The following is a 22,771-nucleotide window of genomic DNA, read 5'->3' as shown; positions in this document are numbered from 1 at the left end:
CGCCGCGGGAGGCACCCGACCGGGCGGATCCTGCGGAACGGTGGACGAGCCTCCAGGCCGGCGAACCTGTGGAGGGGCGGGCCGCGGCCGTCGTCTCAGCGCTGGGTGCCCAGCACCGTCGCCGTGACGCCCGTGCGGTCCCAGCCACCACCGGTGGACTGCAGGACCTGCCCATCCGACGTCCGCAGGAGCAGCGTGCCCCCGCTGCCGCCGGCGATCGCCGTGGCCCGTCCGTCCGGGCGCTGGAGCACCGCGGACTGCCCGCCGATGGTCGAGCGGACGATGCTCGGACCGCTCGAGGTCTGCCCGAGCGACGCGACGTCGAGGTCGCTCACCCAGGTCGCCCCCACCGCGGTGCCGGACGCGGCCTGCAGCCGGACCGGGGACCCGAGCGCCGTCGGGGTGCGGTCGGAGTCGCGGGTGATCGCCATCACGTAGAGGGCGGGGCCGTCGTCGGTGTCGATGAGCGCGAGTGCCCGCGTGGAGTCGCGGGACACCTGGAACGACACGAGGTCGCCGTCGGGCAGGGTCGAGGTCACCTGGTGCGGGTCCCCGCCGAGGCCGTACGCCGTGATCGCGCGGGTGTTCGTCGACTGCGCCGTCCAGACGAAGCCCTGGTCGTCGATCGTCGGTGCGATGAGGTCGTCCCGCGCGTCGATCCGGAGGGGCTTCTTGCCACTGCGGACCACGAACACGCCGTCGGTGTCCCCGACGGCCGCGTCGGCACCGGACGCCGTCAGCGCGATCGACGTGGGCTCGAGCTTCGCGATCGCGTCACCGAGACCGCTGCCGAGCTTGGCGACGTCGCCGGTGCCCGGTGCGGCGAAGCCGACGGCGCCGGCGTGCTCGACGAGCGGACGCGGGTCGACGTCGGGGTTGACCACGGCACTGGTGCCGCTGGAGTCCGGCACGGAGAAGCTGGCGCCCTCGATGGTGAGCTCGACCGACGAGATCGTCGCGACGGAGGCCAGCGACCGCGCGAGCTGCTCCCGCATCCGGACCTTGTCGACGGTGGTCGCCCGGAGCGCGTCACTCGACAGGTCGACCTGGGCGCTGCCGTTGTCGACCGTGACGGCGTTCAGGGAGAGCTGCGTGCCCTCGGGGAACGAGGACACGACGGCGCCCTTCAGCCAGTCCGCCGGACCAGACAGGAGCGCGCTGGCGATGCGGGTGCTCGTCGACGACCGCGCGAGGAACCAGCGCTCGTCGGGCACGAGGTAGCGGTACGTCGGGTCGTAGAAGTAGAGCGCGTGCGCCTGGAACACCTGCTCGAAGCTGACGGGCGAGAGGATGATCCCGTCCGGCGCGTAGCTGATCCGCCACTCGCCGTCTTCCTTGACGAACTGGAAGGTCAGGGTCGAGGACGTCGGACGGACCGCCTGGGTGTACTCGCCCTCGGCGTCGACGGTCGCACTGGCGGACAGCGTGTAGGTCAGCTCGCGCGTCCCGACTCGCTCGACCTCACCGTCGCCCTGGCGCACGGTCACGCTCTGGCGCGGGTTCCACTTCTGCGCGAAGGAGTCGCTGAGGAACTCCCGGGCGATGGCGTAGTTGTCCTGGGCGCCCGTCGCCGCGTCGATGAACTTGTCGACGATGGTCGCCTGGTCGGAGCCGGGCTCGGGGCCGCTCGGGCGGAAGTCGACGCCGGAGACGGAGTCGCCCTTGAGGCTCTGGCCGTCTCGGACGGGGCCGCCGGTGGGGATGGCGGCGCAGCCGGCGAGCACCGCGACCGCCAGGACGGCGACCGCGGCGGCGAGCGACCGCCGGAACCCGGCCCTGGTCGAGGAAGGCCTGCGGGCCGGCAGGGGCCGGGTGCGGGTCGGCAGGGGCCGTGTGTGGTTCATCGGGGGCCGCCTTCCCGGGGTCCGTCGTACGGTTCGTCGAGCTCCGGCAGCGGGATCGCCGACGTCGCGGTGGTCTCCTGCCCCTTGCGCGGCACGGTCAGCACGAACGCCGAGCCCTCCCCCGGCCGGGACCACACGTCGATGCGCCCACCGTGCAGGTTCGCGTCGCCGAGGCTGATCGCGAGCCCCAGCCCGGTCCCGCCGATCGTGCGCTTGCGGCTCGGGTCCGCCCGCCAGAAGCGGTCGAACACGCGCGCAGCGTCCTCCGGCGGCATCCCGACCCCGTGGTCCCGGACGGCGATCGCCACGGTCCTGGCGTCGCTGTCCACGACGACGTGCACCGGCTTGGCGTCACCGTGCTCGATGGCGTTGCCGACCAGGTTCCGCAGGATGCGCCGGATCCGTCGGGCGTCGAGCTGCATGGTCGTGTGGCCGCCGGGGGTCGCGAGCCGCAGGTCCACGCCGAGGCGTTCGGCGAGTGGCCGGAACTCGTCGACGATGTCCGCGGTCAGGGACGCCGGCTGCACCGGCTCGGTCTCCAGCTCGACCGCCTGTGCGTCGTACCGGGAGATCTCCAGCAGGTCCGCGAGGAGCAGCTCGAACCGGTCGATCTGGTCGTGCAGGAGCTCGGCGGAGCGGCCGACGGCGGGTTCGAAGGCGTGCCGGGCGTCGTAGAGGACGTCACCGGCGAGCCGGATGGTGGTGAGCGGCGTGCGGAGCTCGTGCGAGACGTCGGAGACGAACCGCTGCTGCACGCGGGAGAGCTCGGCGAGCTGGGTGATCTGCCGGCTGACCGCGTCCGCCATGCCGTTGAAGCTCCGCGCCAGCGTGGCGACGTCGTCCTGCCCCTTCACGGGGATGCGCTCGTCGAGGCGCCCGGCGGCGATCTTCCGGCTGGTCTCGGCAGCACCGCGGATCGGCACGACGACGAGCCGCACCACCAGGGAGGTGACGAGCGCGATGAGCACGATGAGCGCGACACCGCCGATGGAGAGCGTCTGGGAGACGAAGTCGAGGGTCTGCTGCGCGTCCGCGAGGTCGTAGACCAGGTAGAGCTCGTACTGGCCGGCGCTCGGGATCTGCAGCGTCGAACCGACGGCGAGGCCCGGTTCGCTCCGCCCCTCGTCCTCGAGCCGGACCGCCTGCAGGCTGAGGTTGCCGGTGTTCTTGCCCACCTCTTTCCGGAGGGCGTCGGTGATCACCTCGTCCGGGAAGTACTGGCTCGCGACGTTCTGCAGCGTCTGCGCCGTCGACTGGTTCGGCGACCGCTCGATGGCGATCTTGGTGCCGCCGGGGCTCGTCGTGTTCGACAGGATCGCCTGTTGCGCCTCGTTCTGCAGGGTCTCCAGCTCGGACTGGTTGTTGTCCTCCGCAGCGGTGGCCGCGTCGAAGATCCCCTGGGCGACGTTGGTCGCCCGCGCCGACTCCGCCTCGATCTGGTCACGGCGCTGGGCGTACACGTTGCTCGAGATGCTCAGCATCACGGCGGTGCCGATGATGGCGACCGCGAGCCCGGTCGTGGTGACGGTGATGGCCACCGACCGGAACATCAGCGACCGGCGCCACAGGTACGCGATCCCGCGCCAGCCCCGCCGGGCCCATGACCGCAGCCGCCGGCGTGCCCGACCGAAGGACGTCAGGCCGGACGAAGCGGGCACGGTGCTCAGGCTCCCCCGGCGCGGTAGCCGACGCCGCGGACGGTGGTCACGATCCGCGGGTTGTCCGGGTCGTGCTCGATCTTCGCGCGGAGCCGCTGGACGTGCACGTTCACCAGACGGGTGTCCGCCTTGTAGTGGTAGCCCCAGACCTGCTCGAGCAGCATCTCGCGGGTGAAGACCTGGTTCGGCTTCTCCGCGAGGGCGCGCAGCAGGTCGAACTCGAGCGGCGTCAACGCGATGACGGCCTCGTCACGGCGGACCTCGTGCCCGGGGACGTCGACGGTGAGGTCACCGACGTGCAGCACGGCCGCGTCGGAGGCGGTGGGCCGGAGCCGGGTGCGGATGCGCGCGACGAGCTCCTTCGGGTTGAAGGGCTTCACGACGTAGTCGTCCGCGCCGTTCTCCAGGCCCGCGACGACGTCGGAGGTGTCGCCCTTCGCGGTGAGCATGATGATCGGCGTGCCGCTCTCGGCGCGGATCCGGCGGCACACCTCGATGCCGTCGATGCCGGGCAGCATGACGTCGAGGAGCACCAGGTCGGGCTTGGTCGAGTGGAACGCGTCGACGGCGTCGTTGCCGTCGCCGCTGAACTCCGGCTCGTACCCCTCAGCGCGGAGGACGATGCCGATCATCTCGGCGAGGGCCTGGTCGTCGTCGACGACGAGGATGCGCGGTGTCATGTGATGTGGACTCCGGGTGGCGTGCGGTGGTGCCGGGCAGGCACCTCTCGTTCACAGTAGCCGAGGGCCTGCCCGAACACCGCGCGCCCGCGCGGGAGTGCGTCAGTAGCGGTAGTGGTCCGGCTTGAACGGGCCCTCGACCGGCACGCCGATGTACGCCGCCTGTTCCGGGCGGAGCGTGGTGAGCTGCACGCCGAGCGCATCGAGGTGCAGGCGCGCGACCTTCTCGTCGAGGTGCTTCGGCAGCACGTACACGCCGGTCGGGTAGGCGTCGTGCCGGGTCCAGAGCTCGATCTGCGCGAGGACCTGGTTCGTGAAGGAGTTGCTCATCACGAACGACGGGTGGCCCGTGGCGTTGCCGAGGTTCATCAGGCGGCCCTCGCTGAGCACCAGGATCGAGCGGCCGGTGGGCAGGCGCCACTCGTGCACCTGCGGCTTGATCTCGATCTTCTCGGCGCCGGGCAGGGACTCGAGGCCGGCCATGTCGATCTCGTTGTCGAAGTGCCCGACGTTCGCGACGATCCCCAGGTGCTTGAGCGCGAGCATGTCGTCGACGCCGACGACGCCGAGGTTGCCGGTGCACGTCACGACGATGTCGACCTGGTCGACGACGTCCGAGAGCCGTGCCACCTGGTAGCCGTCCATCGACGCCTGCAGCGCGCAGATCGGGTCGACCTCGCTCACGATGACGCGGGCGCCCTGGCCGCGGAGTGCCTCGGCAGCGCCCTTGCCGACGTCGCCGTAGCCGACGACGAACACGACCTTGCCGCCGATGAGGACGTCGGTCGCGCGGTTCAGGCCGTCGGGCAGCGAGTGCCGGATGCCGTACTTGTTGTCGAACTTCGACTTCGTGACGGAGTCGTTGACGTTGATCGCCGGGAACTTCAGCTCGCCGGTGCGGGCGAGCTCGTACAGGCGGTGGACGCCCGTGGTGGTCTCCTCGGTCACGCCCTGGATGTCCTGGGCGATGCGGGTCCAGCGGTCGGAGGACTCCTGCAGCGAGGCCGCGATCGTGTCGAGCACGATCCGGTACTCGGCACTGGCGTCCGCTCCGGCGTCCGGCACGCGCCCCGCTGCCTCGGCGTCGGCGCCGGTGTGCACGAGCATCGTGGCGTCGCCGCCGTCGTCGAGGATCAGGTTCGGCCCGATCCACTCGGCGCCGGCTTCGGCTGCTTCGGCGCTCCAGTCGAAGATCCGGTTGGTGCACCACCAGTAGTCCTCGAGCGTCTCGCCCTTCCACGCGAACACCGGGACGCCGGCGGGGGCGTCCGGGGTGCCGGTGGGGCCGACGGCGATGGCGGCGGCGGCTTCGTCCTGGGTGGAGAAGATGTTGCAGCTGGCCCATCGGACCTGCGCACCGAGGGCCGTGAGCGTCTCGATGAGGACGGCGGTCTGCACCGTCATGTGCAGCGAACCGGCGATGCGCGCACCGGCGAGGGGCTGCGACGCGCCGAACTCCTCGCGCAGGGACATGAGGCCCGGCATCTCGTTCTCGGCGAGGCGGATCTGGTGACGACCGGCCTCGGCGAGGCCGAGGTCGGCCACGCGGAATGCTGCTGCGGCCTGGGTTTCGGTGGGCATGGGTCCAGTCTCCCACGGTGATCGTGAGCGGCGTCACGGGCGCGGGCACGGCCTCCCGTCCGGGGCCGGCGCGATCCGCCGAGGCGCCGCTCCGCGCTCGAGACGCCGTGGGATCCGGCGGCGTCTCGAGCCGATCGGGGCGCTTCGAGCAGGTGCGGCCGCTTCGAGCAGATGGGGGCGTGTCGGCCGGGAGGCCCGGGTCGGCTCCGTCCCGCGCCTCCGGTCCGGTGTGTGGTCGCCTCGGGGCGCCGGTCAGTCGGTCGTGCGGTCCTCGCGGAGCGGCTCGCGGCGGATGACGTGCCAGCCCTGCGGGACGCGCAGGCGCGCCGCGTGCCGCGCGCAGAGGTCGTACCCGTGCGGCTCGACCCGCGTCGAGAGCGGTCCGACGACCACCATCGAGTCGCCGTAGTCGTACGTCAGCGTCGCCGAGGCGCTCGCCCCACAGGCGACCTTGCTGCAGATCCGCACGTCCATACCGACGTCGACCCTACCGAACCCGTCCGTGCCCGACCTGCCGCGTACGATGTGGGGATGCGCCGCAAGCCCCGACTCGTCACCCCGGTCGACCGCGGCCGGGGACGTTCCCGGCACGGCCGCGGCTACCGCTCGAGCGTCACCGGGCCGGAGCTCGCCCCGATCATCACCCGTGCCGAGGCGTTCGACCGCATCGTCGGCGACACCGCGCACTACCTGCTCGGCCTCTGGCCCGAGGAACTGCAGGGCGTCGTCTTCCAGGTCGCGGACATGCCGACGGACCCGACTCCCCCGGACCGGATGCCGCGCTGGCGGGTCGAGCACGACGCCCGCCGGGTGACCGTGTTCCGGATCCCCGTCGAGCGCGTCACGCGCTCCCCGGAGAAGAACGACACCGACCGCCGGGTCATCGTGGAGACCGCGGTCTTCCGTGCGGTGGCCGAGCTCATCGACAAGGACCCGTGGGACCTGGCACCGGACCGCTACCGGCACTGGTGAGCCGGACCGCTTGCCGGCTGCCGGGTTGCGCGGCACCGTTGCGTTCCCGGAACGCCGCAGTGCACGCGAGACACCGCTGGATCCGGGGGCGTCCCGGGGAGAGAACGGCGTCTCTGCGGGAGAACGGCGCCTCGGCAAGCGCGGCAAGCGCGGCGAGCGCGGCGCGCCGTCAGGGGTAGACGCGGACCGGCGTCGACACCTCGGTCGCAGCGCGGACCGGGAACCCGGCGACGCCGGCACCGCTCGCGTAGGTGACCCCCGCGACGAGGCCCCGCGCCCCGGTGATCGTCAGCTGCTTGGCGGTGGCGACCGTCGTCGTCGCGGTGGAACCGGCACTCACCTCGAGCGTCTGGCGCTCGTCCCCGGACGCGATCACGACGGTGGCGTCGTGCGTGGTCGGGTTCACGACGTTCAGGCGCGGGACGTCCCCGGGAGCGACCGCGGTGGTCGTGGTGCGGCCGAGCGGCTCCGCCGAGGCGAACCAGCCGAGGTCGGTCTGGTCGCCGTCGGTGGTCGTCGTCGTGCGCGCCCCGGCGACGACCGGCACCGTCGAGCTGACCGTGAACGAGTACCGGCCGTCCGGGAAGTCGTCGAGTGCGACGTCCGTGACGACGCCGGGCTCGGCGGTGGTGTTCACCGTGGTGCCCCCGCCGTCCGCGGTGGTGATGCCGAGGGTCACCCGGGCTGCCTTGGTCCCCGGGACGAACAACCGCACGATCGGGGCGGCGTCCTCGGTGTCGTCGCCGCGCTGGGCTTCTTCGGCACCTCGGAGCACCACGCCGGGGATGACCTGGCTGCGTGACGGCGCGGCGCCGCCCGAGACGATGTCGAACCCGCCGGGGGTCAGCGTCCGGACCACGGTCTCCTGCATGTGCGCCACGATCTGTCCGCCGGAGGACGACACGTGCACGACGGTCGAGCCCTGGTCGGAGACGAACCCGGAGAGCGGGACGACCTTCTGCGAGTTCGGCGCGACGACGATGCCCGTCGTACCGGGTGCGCTGACCGTGCCGGTGCCGTCGTAGATCGCCAGGTCGACGGTCGCGTTGACGTCGGTCGGGTTCGCGAGCGTGATGAGGCTCGTCCGCCCGGTCTCGGTCGAGCCGCCCACGAGCCACGTCGACTGGGACGGGTCGTCGCAGGAGGCCGCGGCGACGCCCACCAGGTCACCGCTCGAGACGCTCTGGTAACTGGAACCGGCCACCTGCGGGGTGGTGTCCCCGGCCGGCGCGGTGAGGAGGGTCGGGTCGCTGCTGCCGGTCGACGAGGCGGCGAGGTCGGAGCGCTCGACGGTGCGGCCGGTCGTCGCGGTCGCGACCGTGGCGGTCCCGACCGTGCTGGCGGTCGTCGCGTCGTTGCCGGCGTCGTCGCTGAGCCGCAGGGCGCTGCCCGCGCAGACGCGCTCGGCGTCGGCCGGGACGGGCGTCACGGTCCGGCCGGCGGGCTGACCCGGGGCCTCGGTCGTGCCGATGGCGTTGGCCGCGGCGATCGTGCCGGCGGCGACGACCACGGCGATCGCGGTCGCGGTGCCGCGCAGGATCCAGCGGCGAGCGGGGGTGGTCATTCGTCGCGCTCCTCGTCGAAGGTGGTCGCCGGTTCGTCGGCCTCGAGCACGTTCGAGGTCGCGCGGCGGCGGCGCGGGGCGGTCGGGACGGCCAGGAGCGCGGCGGCGCCGAACACCACGCCGAGGACGACGAGGTAGAGCGCGTGGGTGGCCTTCGCGGCGGCCGAGCCGGTGCCGGTGCGGTCGACGTCGCCCTCGTAGTGGAACAGCGACCCGCTGGTGGTCTCGCCGATGCTCGTGAAGAGCGCGTTCTGGCCGATGGCGCCGGCAGCGCGGTCGTGCACCTGCCGGGCGAGGTCGTCGTCCGGTGCGTCGTCGAGCAGCACGAAGCTGATCCCGAGCTCCTGCAGCGCCGGCTTCGGGTCGTACCCGCTGCGGCTCGCGAGGTTGCCCGCGAGGGTCGCCAGGCGGGACCCGGACTCGCTGAGGGACAGCGCGGTGGCGTCGAGCGTCGACTGGTCGTCGAGGGTGGAGCCCTGCCCGCGCTCGAGCGACACCGCGAGGGAGCCGTCGGTCTGCGGGTCGACGACGAGCGTGCCGACGTCCGGGTTCGCCTGTGCCTCGGCGTTCACGTACGCGCTGAGCACCCGGCCCGTGGTCGGCTGGATGACCGCGTTGCCGAGGTAGAACGCGGCGAACGCGGGTGCGACCGCGACCCCGGCGAACACGGTCGCGACGAGTCCGACGACGGGCGCCTGGCGCGGCACGGTGTCGATCCCGATGCACGCGGCCACGACGATCGCGAACCAGTAGACGCTGAGTCCGCTGCCGGGCCAGACGATGGTGGTGGTGGCGCCGACGCCGGTGACCGTCAGGTGCGTCGCGCCGAACGCCGTGGCGAACCCGAGCAGCGCGGCGACCAGGGCGTACCCGGCGACCGACCAGCGGTGCCCGAGCATCGACCCGATCGCGGTCGCGGCGATCGGCAGCGCCAAGACGGCGAGTGCGATCGGGAGCGCGGCGACCACGACGGCGAGCGGCGAGCTGACCGGGAGCCAGCCGTTCCAGTCGGGCAGGGGCTGCCCGATCGCGAGCTGCAGGGCGGACGGCGCACGGGTGGCGGAGGGCACACCGGGGTCGGCGAAGACCGCGAGGGGGTTGCCTCTGGCCACCTGCGCGAGCACGAGCGGCACGAACAGGACGGCCGCGGGCACCGGGATGAACACCCGTCGGTGCGCGTGTCGCCAGCCCACGCCGAGCGCGACGAGCCACCCGACCAGGAGCACGGGCAGGAGCGACGGCGCCGACGCGGCGACGCCGGCGAAGAGCAGGGACGCGCCGGAGGCCGACGCCCACGAACGGTGCGCCTCGAGCACGGTGAGGAACAGCCACGGCAGGAGCAGGTGGGCGATGACGGCACCGAGGTGTCCCGTGGTCACGCCGCCGACGAGCGCCGGGGCGATCGTGTACAGCGCGGCGCCGATCACCGGGACCCACGTGCGGGTCGTCAGCTTCCGCACGACGAACCACGCGCCGAGCGCCGAGACCGGGAACGACAGGAGCATCACCAGGACGACGGACGTCGACGGCGACCAGAACGTGATCGACCCGAGGACGGCGAGCACCGCCGCGAACGGGTCGCTCGGGCCGGTGAACCCGGTGCCGAGCGTGTGCCAGCCGTACCCGACGTTCTGCCAGAGCTGCGACACGGTCGTCGACAGGGGCAGCAGCCCACCGCCGGTCAGCGCCGGTGAGCCGAGCAGCGGGAAGAGCGTGACGACGCTGAGCAGCGCCGCGGCGAGCACGACCCAGATGCCGCCGTCGCCGAGGAACGACGCGCGGGCGACCGGGGCGTCCTCGACGCGTGCGAGCTCGACGTCGCGAGAGGTCGTCCGGCGCTCGTGGACCCGTCGCCAAGTGACACGCAGCGGCTCGATGGCGGCCCACCCGAGCTGCTTCGTGCGCGCCAGGGACTTGCGGGAGCGGCCGGCGCCCCCGCCGAAGGCCACGGCGAACGCGGCCGCGAGCTCGCCGGACACGGCAGCCGGGTGCTTCGCGACGAGGTGGCCGATCGCGCGGCCGACGGCGAACGGGACGAGCGTCAGCCAGTGGATCCAGAGCACGCCGGCCGGCGCGTAGGTCATCCGGCGGTGCAGCTGGGCCTGACGGTGGAGGCGGACACGACGTCCCTCGGAGACGCGCTTGCGCCCGAACTCCTCGATCGGGCCGGCACTCGTCGCACGGGCGTCCGGCACGACGGCGACACGGTGGCCGGCGAGGCGGACGCGCACGCAGAAGTCCAGCGCCGCGTCGACGTCCGGCAGCGCCTGGTCGAACCCGCCGAGGGCGACCCAGACCGACCGGCGGACGAGCATGCCGCCCGCGGCGACCGCCAGGACGTCGGTGTAGCGGTCGTGCTGGCCCTGGTCGAGCTCGTCCTGCACGAGGGTCAGTGACCGACCGAACCGGGTCATGCTCTCGCCGAACGCGCGGATCCGGCCGGGATCGGTGTCGGAGACGAGCTTCGGACCGGCGACCGCGACGGACGGGGCGATCTCCACCGCGGCGAGCATCTCGGCGAGCGCGGTCGGGGCCGGGGCGTTGTCGTGGCCGACGAGCCAGAGCCACTCGTCCACGGCCTCGTCGGGTTCGGGGTGCGGCGCGGCCTTCTCCCCCACGGCGACGGCGTCGCCGAACGAGCGGCCGGCCGGGATGCGGGTGAGCTGGGCGGATCCCCCGAACTCCAGCTGGGCGGTCGACCCGTCGGTGGAACCGACGTCGACGACGACCAGGTTCTCGGGGTGGCGGGTCTGGTTCGCGAGGGCGGCCAGCGTCCGGTCGAGGTGGTCCGCCCCGTTCGCGGCGACGAGGATCGCGGTGACACGGGGCTGAGCGGAACTGGGCTGCATGACGGGCGTCACTCTACGGTCTGGAGGCTCGGCAGCAGTCCGACGGGTCGGCGTGCCGTGAACCTGTGGCCGGGATCAACGCGCGGTGCACGTCCGACGTGCACCGGGCCTCCTGGTCGGGTCTGCGCGCTCCGCGCGCTCGGAGGCCGCTACGCGCGCTTGCGCAGCTTGCGACGCTCGCGCTCGGAGAGGCCGCCCCAGATGCCGAAGCGCTCGTCGTTCTCCAGCGCGTACTCGAGGCACTGCGACCGGACCTCGCACGAGGTGCAGATCTTCTTCGCCTCGCGGGTGGAGCCGCCCTTCTCGGGGAAGAACGCCTCTGGGTCGGTCTGTGCGCAGAGGGAGTCCGCCTGCCAGGCGAGCGGGTTCTCCTCGTCGTCGGTCTCCGGACGTCGGACGCCGGGGACGCCGAGCGCCACGGGGTCGACGTGCCAGTCTTCCGGAACTCCGGCGTGGAAGTCGGAACCGCTCACCCTGATCACCCCTTGGTTCGTCTCGCTCGGTCGTCATCTCGGGACCCTGCCGTGATGTCGTTGCCTGTAATTACAGCGGTGTGATTCCTCGGAGTCAAGTCGCGGATCATAGAAGGCACTGACCGTTCCGGCGTGTCATGTCCCCCGTTCGGGCGTGTCGCGCCGGTTCTGTCGGCACGTCGGGGGACAACACCCCGCGGTCAGCCGACGCGGCGGCGGGCCTCCCAGGCGCTGGTGACCATCTCGTCGAGCGTGTGGCGCATCGACCACTCGAGGTCGCGGGCCGCTGCCTCGCCGGTGGCGACGATGCGCGCCGGGTCGCCGGGGCGGCGCGGGGCGACCTCGGGCTCGAAGGCGATGCCGGTGCCGCGGGCCATGGCGTCCATGATCTGGCGGACGCTGACGCCGTCGCCGCTGCCGAGGTTGTATGCGCGCTCGAGGGGCTCCCCCGCCTCGAGCTTCGCCGCCGCGACCGCATGCGAGTGCGCCAGGTCCGCGACGTGCACGTAGTCGCGGACGCAGGTGCCGTCGGGCGTCGGGTAGTCGGTGCCGTTGATCCGCGGCGTGCGACCGGCGAGCAGGGCGTCGAACACGAGCGGGAAGAGGTTGTGCGGGCTGGCGTCGTAGAGGTCCGGCTCTCCCGACCCGACGACGTTGAAGTAGCGGAGCGACGTGGTGGTGAAGCCGCGCGCGACCTCCATGTCCCTGAGGAGCCACTCGCCGATCAGCTTCGACTCCCCGTAGGGCGACTCCGGGTTCTTCGGAGTGGACTCGACGACGGTCTCGACGTCCGGCGTGCCGTACACCGCGGCGCTCGAGGAGAACACGACCTTGTCGACATCGGCGTCGGCCATCGCGCGGAGGAGCGTCGCCATCCCGGTGACGTTCTGCTCGTAGGTGTGCAGCGGTCGCTCGACCGAGACGCCGGCGTACTTGTACCCGGCGACGTGCACCACACCCGTGACGCCGTGCTCACGGATCGTGCTCGCGAGGAGGTCGCCGTCCAGGATCGTGCCCTCGACGAAGGGCACGTCGTCGGGCACGAACGCCCTGAAGCCACTGGAGAGGTCGTCGAACGCGACCGTGTCGATGCCGGCCGAGCGCAGTGCCCGGACGACGTGGGATCCGATGTACCCGGCACCGCCGGTGACCAGCCAACTCATGTCCGCCACGCTAGCGGACCGCCGTGGCTCCGCGCCCGTGGCTGGCTCCGCGCCCGTGGCTGGCTCCGCGCCCGTGGCTGGCTCCGCGCCCGTGGCTGGCTACGCGCCCGTGGCTGGCTCCGCGCCCGTGGCTGGCTCCGCGCCCGTGGCGATGAAGACGGTCGAGGTGAGTCCGGTCGTCGAGTCCGCCTCGACGGTGACGTCGCCCTCGTCCGGGGTGATGAAGCAGGACTCGCCCTGGCGCAGCAGGGTGGCGGACTGCGCCCCGACGAGGGTCACGACGCCCTCGGTGCAGATCGCGATCGACGGCCCGGAGAGCGGGGCGACCCCACCGGCGCTCAGGCCGGCCGGTCGTCCGTCGCCGGTCACCCGGAGGAGCGCGAAGCCGACGCCCTGTGGGGCGAACCGGTCGACACCGACCGCGAGCTGGTCCGGCTCGAGCACCGGGGCCGGGTACGCGGTGAAGTCGAGCACGCGGAGGAGTTCCGGCACGTCGACGTGCTTCGGCGTGAGACCGCCGCGGAGCACGTTGTCCGACGGCGCCATCAGCTCGATGCCGAGACCGTCGAGGTAGGCGTGGATGTTCCCGGCGGGCAGGTACATCGCCTCGCCGTGGCGCAGGGTCACGCGGTGCATGAGCAGCGACACGACGATCCCGGGGTCGCCCGGGTACGACTCGGCGAGCGCGGCGGCGGTGGCGGTGTTCGCGGAGTGCTCGGCCGCGTCCTGCGCGAGGTGGCTCACGGCGTCGACGATCGCCAGCGCGGAGGGGTCAGCGGTCTCGAGCCAGCGCACGGTGTCCTCGAGGCCCTGCTGCAGGTGCGCGGTGAGGGGGCCGAGCCGGCCGCTGCCGGCGTCGAGTGCCTCGACGTCCGCGATGGTCTCGGCGACCGGGCGGAAGCCGCTCAGTGCCTCGAACCGGTCGCTCAGCGCCACCACGAGCTCCGGCTTCGGGAACGGGTCCTTGTAGTTCCGCGACGGGTCGTCGATCGGGACACCGGCCGCCTCTTCGCGGTCGAAGCCCTCGCGGGCCTGCTCGGGGGTGGGGTGCGCCTGCAGCGAGAGGGGTGCGGCGGCCGCGAGGACCTTCAGCAGGAAGGGCAGCCCGGTGCGGTCCGGACCGAGGGCGGTCTGCGGCTCCGCGGCGATCCAGTCGAGCACGGTGTCGGCGCCTCCGACCATCGCCGGGTTGACGACGACGCTCGGGCTGCCCGGGTGGGCACCGAGCCAGAGTTCGGCCTGCGGGGCGCCCGTGACGGTGCGTCCGAGGAGCTCGGGGATCGCGGTGACGGAGCCCCAGGCGTAGTCACGCGGGGTGTTGGTGATGCCGAGGAACATGTGCAGAGCGTATCGGCCGGGCCCACCGCGTTAGCCTGGACCCCGTGACGAACACCTGGCCCCTGGCCCGCGGAGCCGTGCCCGAGCGCGAGGCCTTCGCCTTCGGCGCCACCGTCCTCCTCGTCGTGTTCGCCGGTGACGCCGTCCCGAACACGCTCACCTGGTTCGGCGCTGCCGCGCTGTGGGCCATGGCCGCGGTGTGGGGCATCACCATCGTCGTCCGCGCGAAGCCGACGATCGCGCGGACCCCGCGCGCGCTCTGGATCTTCCTCGGCTGGTGCCTGGTCTCCGTGTTCTGGTCGCACTGGTGGGCGGCGACGCTGGCCAGCATGGCCGCGCAGCTGCTCTGCGCGCTCGTCGCGTTCGTGATCGCCTCCACGCTGACGTGGCGTCGGATCCTCGACGCGGTGAGCCTGGCGATGCGGTGGGTGCTGCTGCTCTCGCTGCTGTTCGAGGCCGTCGTCGCGGTGTTCGTCCGGCACCCGATCGCGCCGATCTGGACGGACTACGGCGACCGGGACATCCCGGACGCCTTCTACTTCTCGCGCGCTGAGCTGTTCACGGGCGGCCGCATCCAGGGCCTGCCCGGCAACGCGAACCTGCTCGCGATGGTGGCGCTCCTCGCCGCGATCGCGGTCGCGATCCAGCTCGCCGAGGGGCGGATGCGGCGCAACCGGTCGATCGGGTGGCTCGTCGTCGCGGCCGCGGTGTTCCTGCTGACGCGCTCGTCGACGGTGATCGTCGCGGCGGCCGTCGTCGCCGTGGTGTTCCTGCTGGCGGTGTGGATCCGCCGGGTGCCGACCGAGCGGCGCACCCCGCGGTACCTGCTGGTGACCGCCGTCGCCGTGGTGATCGTCGTCGCCGGGGTGCTCGGTCGCGGTGCGATCGCCGGTGTGCTCGGCAAGAGCTCGGACTTCACCGGCCGCGGCGAGATCTGGACGAAGGTCCTCGGGCTGATCGACGCGCACCCGGTGGTCGGGTGGGGCTGGATAGGCTACTGGTGGCCGGACATCCCGACGCTCGCCGACCTGGCGCACCGGAAGGGCGTGACCTACCTGCAGGCCCACGACGCCTACCTCGACGTGTGGATGCAGACCGGGCTGATCGGGCTGCTCCTCTTCGCGATCTACGTCGTCACGACGCTGTACCGCTCGTGGGCGTGCGCGACCAGGGTCGGGTTCGACGCCGGGCTCCGACCGCGGCCGTTCGACCCCGTGTCGCTGCTCCCCCTGCTGGTCGTCGTCGCGCTGCTCGTGCAGTCGGCCGCCGAGTCACGGCTGCTCTACCAGGGCAACTGGATCCTCTTCGCGCTCATCGCGATCAAGTCCCGCATCGTGCTCGTCGGCGAGGAACCGGTGTCGGTCGGCGACGGCCCGCGCACGCCCCCGGCCAAGCGCGAGTTCCGCTGGGCCGCGACGCGCTGATCAGCGCCGGTCGAGCAGCACGCTGCACGGCAGGGTCGCACCCCACGGCGCGGTCGTCACCGCGACGGACCCGCTCGGGTCGGCGCGACACGCGTCGAGCTGTCCGGTGATCTGCGGGCGCCAGAGCGGGCCGTCGTCGCGCTGCGTGGCACCGGGTGCCGCCGACCCGACCGCTGCCGCGACGACCACCGCGATCGCCGCCCATCCGACCACCGCGGCGACGGCGGGCGCGATGCCGCGGGCCGTTCCCCGTCCCCGGACGGACCAGCACCGACGGTCGACGAGCACCGACGCCGCCACGACGACCGCGGACACGAGGAGCATCGCCGCCGCTGCCGAGTAGCGGAGGGGTGCGGCCGCGGTGAAGGCGGTGACCGGCAGCACACCCCAGTGCTGGTCGGCCGAGGCGTTCGCCACGAGTGCCGCCGTCCACACGACCACCGATCCACCGGCGAGCGCGGCCACCAGCACGCGAGTGCGCCACGGGGCGAGCACGACGGCGCCCACGAGCACCGCGCCGACCACCACGAGCGGGACGACCAGGACGATCCATCCGTGGCGGGTCACGGCGGTGGCGACTGCGCCGAGGTCGCGCGTCCACGCGCCGGCGAGCGGCTGCAGGAGGTACCCGCGAACGACGTCCGCGATCGTGGGGTCGCCGGGACGGGAGAGTCGCGTGTTCGTCAGGGCTGCCGTGACCTGTGCGGCCCCGGCCAGCGCCGTGACGACCGTCACGGGGAGCGCGAGCAGCCGTCCACGAGCGTGCCACCACGCGAGGACGAGCAGTGGTGTGAAGACGAGCGTCTGGGGTTCGGTGAGCACGGCGCCGAGCGCGATCGCCGCGACGACGCCGCTGCCCCACCACGTCCGCGCCCGGTGGGCGAACAGCCACGGCGCCAGCAGCAGCACGTACCAGTGCAGGTTCGCGGCGTTCCCGCTGATCTCGTACGGCGCGATCGGCAGCACGACGGGGACGGCCGCGAGCACCACGCGCAGGGGCCAGGCGGGCACGACGTCGCGCGCCAGGACGAACACGGCGGCGGCGACCACGCCGACGACGAGGCAGGACGCGCCGGCGACCGTCACCGCGTAGTCCTCGATCGGACGTCGGAACCCCAGGTCGACGACGAGGCGGGGCAGCAGCTGCACGTACCCGGCGTACGGGCGGAGGAGCGATCCGGCCTCGCCGTACGTGAGGCGCTCGCGGAGGAAGACACCGCCGTCCTCGGCCCACACCGTCCCCCGGGTCGTCGGGCCGAGGCGGTACCAGGCGAGCGCGGTGGCGACGACGGCGAGGACGACCGCGGCGAGCGCCGTGGGCAGGGTCCTCCGAGCGCGCTCCATCGCGGATCGACGTTACCCGAGATATCGCAGCACGCGATATGGCGGGGCGCGATACACACCGGGGGTGCGAGAGGATGGACCGGTGACGGACGGCAGAGTGACGCGGCGAGCGCTCGCACGCCGGTACCTGTCCGCCTGGATCGGCTTCTCCGCGGGCGGGCGCTTCAGTCAGGCCCTCGCGACCGTGATCCTGCTCTTCGCGTTCGGTCAGCCCACCGTGCAGACCCTCGTCGGCACCGCCGGCACGTGGGCGATCACCGTCACGCTGGTCGTCCTCGCCGGCCTGAGCCTGCTCGGGCAGCGCTACCGGATCGAGTGGCACGGCGTGCTCCCGCTCTCCCTGATGGCGTTCGTCGGCTACTGCGCGCTGAGTGTGCTGTGGAGCCAGTACTCGTGGGTGGCGCTCCGCGGGTTCGTGGCCACGGCGTGCTTCGTCGGCCTCGGCCTGTACCTGGCGCTCGGCCGCGACCTGGTCCAGGTGATCCGGGCGTCCGGCGACGCGTTCCGGATCCTGCTCGTGGTCGCCCTCGGGCTCGAGGTCCTCTCCGGTCTGGTGCTCGACGTCCCCATCCCGGCCTTCGGCATCCGCGGCGACATCGCGTACGGCGGCCCGATCCAGGGCATCGGCGGCACCCGCAACTTCATGGCGTTCGTCGCGGCGATGGCCCTGGTCACCTTCGTCGTCGAGTTCCTCACCCGATCCGTGACGACGTGGCGGGCGCTCGGGTCGACGGCCCTCGCGGTGATCGCCCTGATGCTCGCCCAGTCCCCCATCTCCGGGCTGGCGATGATCGCCCTCGCCGTCACCGCGCTCGCGCTCTGGTCGCTCCGGCACGCCCGCCCCTCGACCCGCCCGGTCGTGAACGGGGTGCTCGGGGGCGCCGTGGTGCTGATGTTCGTCGTCGCGGTGCTCTTCCGGCACCGGGTGCTCGCCGAGATCGGTGCCGCCGGGGGGACGGCGACCCGCCTCGGCCTGTGGTCCCAGATCCGGTTGCTCACCGAGCAGTACCCGATGCAGGGCTGGGGGTGGGTCGGCACGTGGCCGCACGAGCCGGTCTTCCCGTTCGTCGCGCTCGTCGACCCGGACGGCGCCCGGTTCACGTCCGGCCTGAACGCCTTCGTCGACGCGTGGCTGCAGATCGGCCTCGCCGGTGCGCTCATCCTGCTCGTCACGGCGCTCCTCGCGTTCGGTCGCGCCTGGGTCACCGCGACGACGTTCCCCGGGGTCGCGTACGTCTGGCCGGCAGCGGTGCTGGTGCTCCTCGGCGTGACCAGTGCCGCGGAGAGCTACCTGCTGCACGGAGCCGGTCTCATGGTCTTCACCACGGTCCTGGTCGTCGCGGCACGGCGGCGTTCCTGGCGACGACACCTCCCGCGCTCCGAACACCTCTCCTGAGCCGCTACCGTGGCCGGGTGCACCCACGACCACGACTGCTCGAACGGACCGCCATGTGCGTGGTGGCGGCCCTGTTCACGGCACTCAACCTGCTCATGAAGCTCCCGTGCTCGGTCCCCGGGCCGGCCGACGTGCCCCGCGGCGCGTTCGTGTCGCAGTACGGCTGCTGGTCCGACGTCGCGGCGCTGTGGAACAACCGCCAGCTCGTCGGACACGTGTTCCCGTACGTCACGGGCTCCGAGCTGGGCAACGGGACCGTCGAGTACCCGACCATGACCGGCGTGTGGGTCTGGCTGACCGGGTTGCCGGTGGGCTCGGCCCGGGGGTTCCTGGTCGTCACCGCCCTGGTCGCAGCGGTCCTCGCGGTGGTCGTCACCCTGCTGCTCGTCCGGGTCGCCGGACGGCGCGCCTGGATCTGGGCCGCGACGCCCCCGCTCGCGCTCTACGCCGTCTACAACTGGGACATCCTCGCGGTGGTCTGCACGGTCGTCGGCGTCGTGGTGGCGCTCCGGGCGCCGCCGTCGTGGTCACCGCTCCTCCGCTCCGCGGTCGCGGGCGCGGCGTTCGGTCTCGGCGGCGCGTTCAAGCTGTACCCGTTGATGTTCCTCGCGCCGCTGGCGATCGCCGCGCTGCTCGACCAGGACGCAGCCCTCGGTGCCCGTGTCCGCCGCACGGCGGCCGCACTCGGCGCCGGGGTCGGTGTGCTCCTCGCCGCGAACGTGCCGTTCATGCTGATCAACTTCCCCGGGTGGGCATCCGTCATCCGGTTCCAGGCCGACCGGCCGATCGGGGCCTCCACCCTGTCGATCTGGTACTACGGCCTGCTGCCGTGGTCGAGCGACCTCGACGGCCCGTTCCAGCACACGATGAGCGTGCTGTCGACGGCGGCCACCGCGGTCGGCATCCTCGCGGTGCTGGCGGTGACGGTGGTGCTCGCCCTCCGGCGCGGGACGACGCCGTGGGTGCAGTCGGCCGCGGCGCTCCTGGCGGTGTACATGGTGTGCAACAAGGTCGCCTCGCCGCAGTACGTGCTGTGGTTGCTGCCGTTCCTGGTCGTGCTGCGGATCGGTGGCTGGTGGATCACGGCGTACCTGGTCGCGGACGTGTGCGCCGTCGTCGGGTTCTTCCGGAACAGCTACTACGGAGCGCTCGGTGCGGGCAGCCAGACGTGGGCGTACCAGGCCATGACGGTGGGGATCTGGGGCCGAGCGGCGCTGCTCGTGGCCTTCGTGGTCCTGTTCTTCCGGACGGAGGTCGTCACGTCACGGACCGACGACACCACACGGCCCGACGACACCGCGCGGCGCCGCGACACCACACGGCCAGACGCCGTCACGCCCTGGAGCGACCAGCCCACCCGGCCCGACGCGCCCGACCGAACCGACGCTCCAGCGCCCACCGCGTCGTCCGCAGCATCGCCTCGATGACGATCGCCTGGTTCATCTTCGAGACGCCGTGCACCCGGTCCCGGAACCGGATCGGGACCTCGACGATCCGGCCGCCGAGGTCGTGCACGCGCAGCGTCATGTCGACCTGGAAGCAGTAGCCCTTCGAGTCGATCGACCCGAGGTCCATCCGGGCGATCGCGTCGGCACGGTAGACGCGGAAGCCGGCGGTGATGTCCCGCACGTCGAGCCCCAGCACCATGCGCGCGTAGGCGTTCCCCCCGCGGCTCAGCAGCTCGCGGTGCGCCGGCCAGTCGACCACCGATCCCCCGGCGGTCCAGCGCGACCCGATCGCGAGCATCACCTCGGCGTCCGCCGGCGCACCGTGCACGGCGTCGATCATGGCGGGCAGGCGGTCAGCCGGGTGCGACCCGTCCGCGTCCATCTCGATGAGCAGGTCGTACCCGCGCTCGAGCCCCCAGCGGAACCCGGCGACGTACGCGGTGCCCAGCCCGAGCTTGCCCGGCCGACGGAGCAGGTGGACCCGGTCGTCGTCCGCGGCGATCGCCGCCACCAGGTCCCCGGTGCCGTCCGGGCTGCCGTCGTCCACGACCAGCACGTGCGCGGTGGGCACCACGGTGAGGACCCGTCCGACGATGTCGTGGACGTTCTCGGCCTCGTCGTACGTCGGCACGATCACGAGCGGTCGGGGGGCGTGAGGGTCTGCCATGGTTCTCTCTGCGGGGTGGGCGCGCGTGCGGACGGATCTCCGCGACGGGACTCGTCGTCCCCGGGTCGACCTCGTCGGACCGGGGACCCGCCCCGGACGGACCGCGCCGGACCCGACGCAATCGTACGGGGTCCGGCGCGGTCAGGAGGTCAGCTGACGGTGACCGTCTTGCACCCGAGCGTCGTGGTCGGCCCGCCGTTCGCGTCGAGGGCGTACGCGCACACCTTGTGGCTGCCCTTCGTCGCGCCGAGGGTCGCGCTGTAGCCGCGGTTGTTGCCGGCCGCCGGGTGCACGCGGCCGACGTCCGTGCGGGTCCCGTTCGCGACGAGCTGCTTCACGGCGGTGTCGACGAACACGTGCACCGCGGTCGGCGCGGTGGTGTCCGCGTCCCAGGCCCAGCCGCTGACCTTCACGCCACCGCTGACGGGGGTCACGGAGTCGAGCGCGCCGACCGGTGCGCTGCCGACCTGCGCGGTGACGCACTTCAACGTCGGGTTGCCGGAGCCGGCGCCGGTGTTGATCGCGTACACGCACACCTGGTGCGGGCCCGGCGTCGCGGAGATCGTCGCCTGGTACCCGTGCGCCGAGCCGAAGCCCGGGTAGACGGCGCCGACGTCGGTGCGGGTCACGTTGGCCGTGAGCCGTCGGGCGGCTCCGTCGACGTAGACGTCGACCTTGATCGGCGACGTCGTGTCACCGTCGATCGCCCAGCCGCGGACCGCGATCGAGTTCGGGGTCGTCGTGACGCTGTCGACCCGGCCGTCCGGCACCGACCCGACCGCGCGGACCGAGGAACAGGCCTTGAGGAGCTTGTCCGCCCCCGGCCCCACGTTCACGGCCGTGATGCACACGGAGTGCGTCCCGGTCGCCGCGGGGACGATCGCCTCGTACCCGTGCTTCGCGCCCGCTGCCGGGTACGCCCGGGCCACGTCGCTGCGCGAGGCGTTCGCCGTGAGCTTCGTGACCTTGCCGTCGACGGCGACCTGGACGGTCAGCGCGGTGGTCTGCGCGTTCGGGTCGATCGTCCAACCGCGGACCTTGATGCCGCCCGGGACGGCCTGGACGACCTCGACCGCGCCGGCGGGTGCGGCCTTGGCGACGGAGACCGTCTTGCACCCGAGGGTCGAGTTCCGCGCGCCGTCGACGCTCACCGCGTAGACGCACACCTTGTGCGTCCCGGGCGTCGCCGCGACATCGGCGTCGAAGCCGTGCGAGTTGCCGTACTTCGGGTACGCCTTGCCGACGTCGGTGCGGGTGGTGTTCGCCATGATCTGCTTCACGGCGGAGTCGACGTAGACGTGCACCTTCGTCGCGGCGGTCGTGGTCGTGTCGAGGGCCCAACCACGGACGTGGACGACCTCGCCGCCACCGGTGACGGAGTCCAGGCTGCCCTTCGGCTTCGCGGTCTCGGTCGGCGACCCGAACCAGTCGTTGTAGAGACGCCAGAAGTTCCGGTTGCCGTACGCGGAGCAGGAGTCACCGGTGCCGTAGAGGTTGTTCAGGGCTGCCGCGTTCGGCGTGTACGGCGTGTAGTAGTAGAGCGCCGCGGTGGCCTTGTTCGAGACGGCGACGGTCTTCGTGCCGCACGACGTGCTCGGGTTGTACTGGATCGCGCGGTTGCCGCCGGGAGCGAACCACGTGAAGTAGTTGCTCGTACCAGCGGGGTTGCCGTAGCGCTTCCACTGCCACGCCGCCCAGTAGACCTGGTTGCCCACACCCGAGTACGCGGGGTCGCAGCCGCCGTTGGCGCTGTCCGGGCAGGCGTAGCCCATGGCGCGGGCGAGGATGCCCGACGACGGGTTCCGCGCCGTGCCGCCGTTGATGAGCGCCTGCTCCTTCTGGAGCGTGACGATGATCACCTTCGGGCTGATGCCGCAGGCGGCGCCGACCCGGGCGATGATCGTCGCGGCGGAGAGCGAGGTCCCACCGCTCAGCGCGCTGCACATCGCGTCAGCGCCCCGGCTGTTCATCGAGTACCGCCCGACGTTCAGGCAGGAGCTCGACGCACAGGTCCCGATCTGGGCGTTCAGGAAGGACTGGATGGCGGACTCGGACATCGAGTCGCCGTCGTAGAAGTTCGCGTCGGAGATGATGTTCCCGGGCTGGAACGAGGACCCGGTGAGCGCCGAGGCGCTGTCCTGTGCGGACGGACTCGTGATCTGGAAACCGACGAGCACACTCGCGGCCACGAGCACGCTCGCGGCGATGGCGAGGACCTTTTTCACGTCGAGGGGCCTTCCCTTGGGCGGCGACGGGGTTCGGTGGCGTGCGCGGAGCGCGGGCTGCGTTCGACCGACCCCTGACGTACGGGCGAAGCACACCTGTCTCAGCAGGCTACCTCCATCACAGTGATCACACAGCCCCCAAGCA

General features: G+C 72.4%; 17 protein-coding genes. 4 read left to right on the top strand and 13 right to left on the bottom strand.

The genetic code is table 11. The features are described from left to right. Positions 1-95 precede the first annotated feature (95 nt). The 5 genes from ACIPJY_RS09790 to ACIPJY_RS09770 form a co-directional block, all read right to left on the bottom strand. The gene (locus ACIPJY_RS09790; protein WP_400467140.1) at positions 96-1,844 is read right to left on the bottom strand and encodes an LpqB family beta-propeller domain-containing protein; all 1,749 of its coding nucleotides are present in this window, start codon (positions 1,842-1,844) and stop codon (positions 96-98) included. Then, positions 1,841-3,502, bottom strand: coding sequence for an MtrAB system histidine kinase MtrB (gene mtrB, locus ACIPJY_RS09785; protein ID WP_400467143.1), 1,662 nt, complete (start codon positions 3,500-3,502; stop codon positions 1,841-1,843). Before mtrB ends, ACIPJY_RS09790 begins: the two co-directional genes overlap by 4 nt. Positions 3,503-3,507: 5 nt before the next feature. Continuing rightward, complete coding sequence (gene mtrA / locus ACIPJY_RS09780; RefSeq protein WP_400467147.1) at positions 3,508-4,182, bottom strand: MtrAB system response regulator MtrA; 675 nt, start codon at positions 4,180-4,182, stop codon at positions 3,508-3,510. A 102-nt stretch (positions 4,183-4,284) separates the two neighbouring features. Next, complete coding sequence (ahcY, locus tag ACIPJY_RS09775; RefSeq protein WP_400467150.1) at positions 4,285-5,763, bottom strand: adenosylhomocysteinase; 1,479 nt, start codon at positions 5,761-5,763, stop codon at positions 4,285-4,287. 252 nt (positions 5,764-6,015) lie between these two features. Continuing rightward, positions 6,016-6,237 (bottom strand): DUF3499 family protein, encoded by a 222-nt coding sequence (locus ACIPJY_RS09770; protein ID WP_400467153.1) that lies wholly within the window; start codon positions 6,235-6,237, stop codon positions 6,016-6,018. A gap of 57 nt (positions 6,238-6,294) precedes the next feature. On the opposite strand from ACIPJY_RS09770, the gene ACIPJY_RS09765 reads away from it, so the two are divergent. Then, positions 6,295-6,735: a metallopeptidase family protein gene (locus ACIPJY_RS09765; protein WP_400467156.1), complete on the top strand. Its 441-nt coding sequence runs from the start codon at positions 6,295-6,297 to the stop codon at positions 6,733-6,735. A gap of 169 nt (positions 6,736-6,904) precedes the next feature. Here the strand turns inward: ACIPJY_RS09765 and ACIPJY_RS09760 are convergent, their stop codons facing one another. The 5 genes from ACIPJY_RS09760 to manA all read right to left on the bottom strand — a co-directional run bounded on the left by ACIPJY_RS09760 (position 6,905) and on the right by manA (position 14,122). After that, on the bottom strand, positions 6,905-8,299 hold the full coding sequence (locus ACIPJY_RS09760; RefSeq protein ID WP_400467159.1) for a DUF5719 family protein: 1,395 nt from the start codon (positions 8,297-8,299) through the stop codon (positions 6,905-6,907). Beyond that, a complete protein-coding gene (locus ACIPJY_RS09755; protein ID WP_400467162.1) occupies positions 8,296-11,148 on the bottom strand; it encodes a glycosyltransferase in 2,853 nt (950 codons plus the stop codon). The genes ACIPJY_RS09760 and ACIPJY_RS09755 overlap by 4 nt, the downstream gene beginning before the upstream one ends. A 149-nt stretch (positions 11,149-11,297) precedes the next feature. Continuing rightward, on the bottom strand, positions 11,298-11,630 hold the full coding sequence (locus ACIPJY_RS09750) for a WhiB family transcriptional regulator (RefSeq protein ID WP_400467165.1): 333 nt from the start codon (positions 11,628-11,630) through the stop codon (positions 11,298-11,300). Positions 11,631-11,821: 191 nt separating this feature from the next. Next, positions 11,822-12,784: a UDP-glucose 4-epimerase GalE gene (galE, locus tag ACIPJY_RS09745; protein ID WP_400467167.1), complete on the bottom strand. Its 963-nt coding sequence runs from the start codon at positions 12,782-12,784 to the stop codon at positions 11,822-11,824. A 99-nt stretch (positions 12,785-12,883) separates the two neighbouring features. Then, entirely contained in the window at positions 12,884-14,122 is a 1,239-nt protein-coding gene (manA, locus tag ACIPJY_RS09740) for a mannose-6-phosphate isomerase, class I (RefSeq protein WP_400467170.1), read from the bottom strand. Positions 14,123-14,166: 44 nt separating this feature from the next. Here manA and ACIPJY_RS09735 point away from each other — a divergent pair, with 44 nt between their 5' ends. Beyond that, positions 14,167-15,546, top strand: a complete 1,380-nt coding sequence (locus ACIPJY_RS09735; RefSeq protein WP_400467173.1) for an O-antigen ligase family protein — start codon at positions 14,167-14,169, stop codon at positions 15,544-15,546. Here ACIPJY_RS09735 and ACIPJY_RS09730 read toward each other — a convergent pair whose 3' ends face one another. Next, the gene (locus ACIPJY_RS09730) at positions 15,547-16,890 is read right to left on the bottom strand and encodes a hypothetical protein (protein ID WP_400467176.1); all 1,344 of its coding nucleotides are present in this window, start codon (positions 16,888-16,890) and stop codon (positions 15,547-15,549) included. A gap of 82 nt (positions 16,891-16,972) precedes the next feature. Here ACIPJY_RS09730 and ACIPJY_RS09725 point away from each other — a divergent pair, with 82 nt between their 5' ends. Both ACIPJY_RS09725 and ACIPJY_RS09720 read left to right on the top strand, forming a co-directional pair. Next, entirely contained in the window at positions 16,973-18,286 is a 1,314-nt protein-coding gene (locus tag ACIPJY_RS09725; RefSeq protein ID WP_400467179.1) for an exopolysaccharide production protein, read from the top strand. A gap of 17 nt (positions 18,287-18,303) precedes the next feature. Beyond that, positions 18,304-19,713 (top strand): hypothetical protein, encoded by a 1,410-nt coding sequence (locus ACIPJY_RS09720; RefSeq protein WP_400467182.1) that lies wholly within the window; start codon positions 18,304-18,306, stop codon positions 19,711-19,713. On the opposite strand, the gene ACIPJY_RS09715 is transcribed toward ACIPJY_RS09720, so the two are convergent. Beyond that, positions 19,619-20,401, bottom strand: coding sequence for a polyprenol monophosphomannose synthase (locus ACIPJY_RS09715; protein ID WP_400467185.1), 783 nt, complete (start codon positions 20,399-20,401; stop codon positions 19,619-19,621). The two genes, ACIPJY_RS09720 and ACIPJY_RS09715, sit on opposite strands and share 95 nt — an antisense overlap. Before the next feature lie 149 nt (positions 20,402-20,550). Continuing rightward, the gene (locus ACIPJY_RS09710; RefSeq protein WP_400467188.1) at positions 20,551-22,626 is read right to left on the bottom strand and encodes a hypothetical protein; all 2,076 of its coding nucleotides are present in this window, start codon (positions 22,624-22,626) and stop codon (positions 20,551-20,553) included. Between the last annotated feature and the right edge of the window lie 145 nt (positions 22,627-22,771).

Source organism: Curtobacterium sp. NPDC090223 (assembly GCF_044746585.1).
In the GTDB taxonomy this organism is placed as follows: Bacteria; Actinomycetota; Actinomycetes; order Actinomycetales; family Microbacteriaceae; genus Curtobacterium.
The sequence above is the reverse complement of the archived record's forward strand: the minus strand, read 5'-3'. Positions and strand labels throughout refer to the sequence as shown.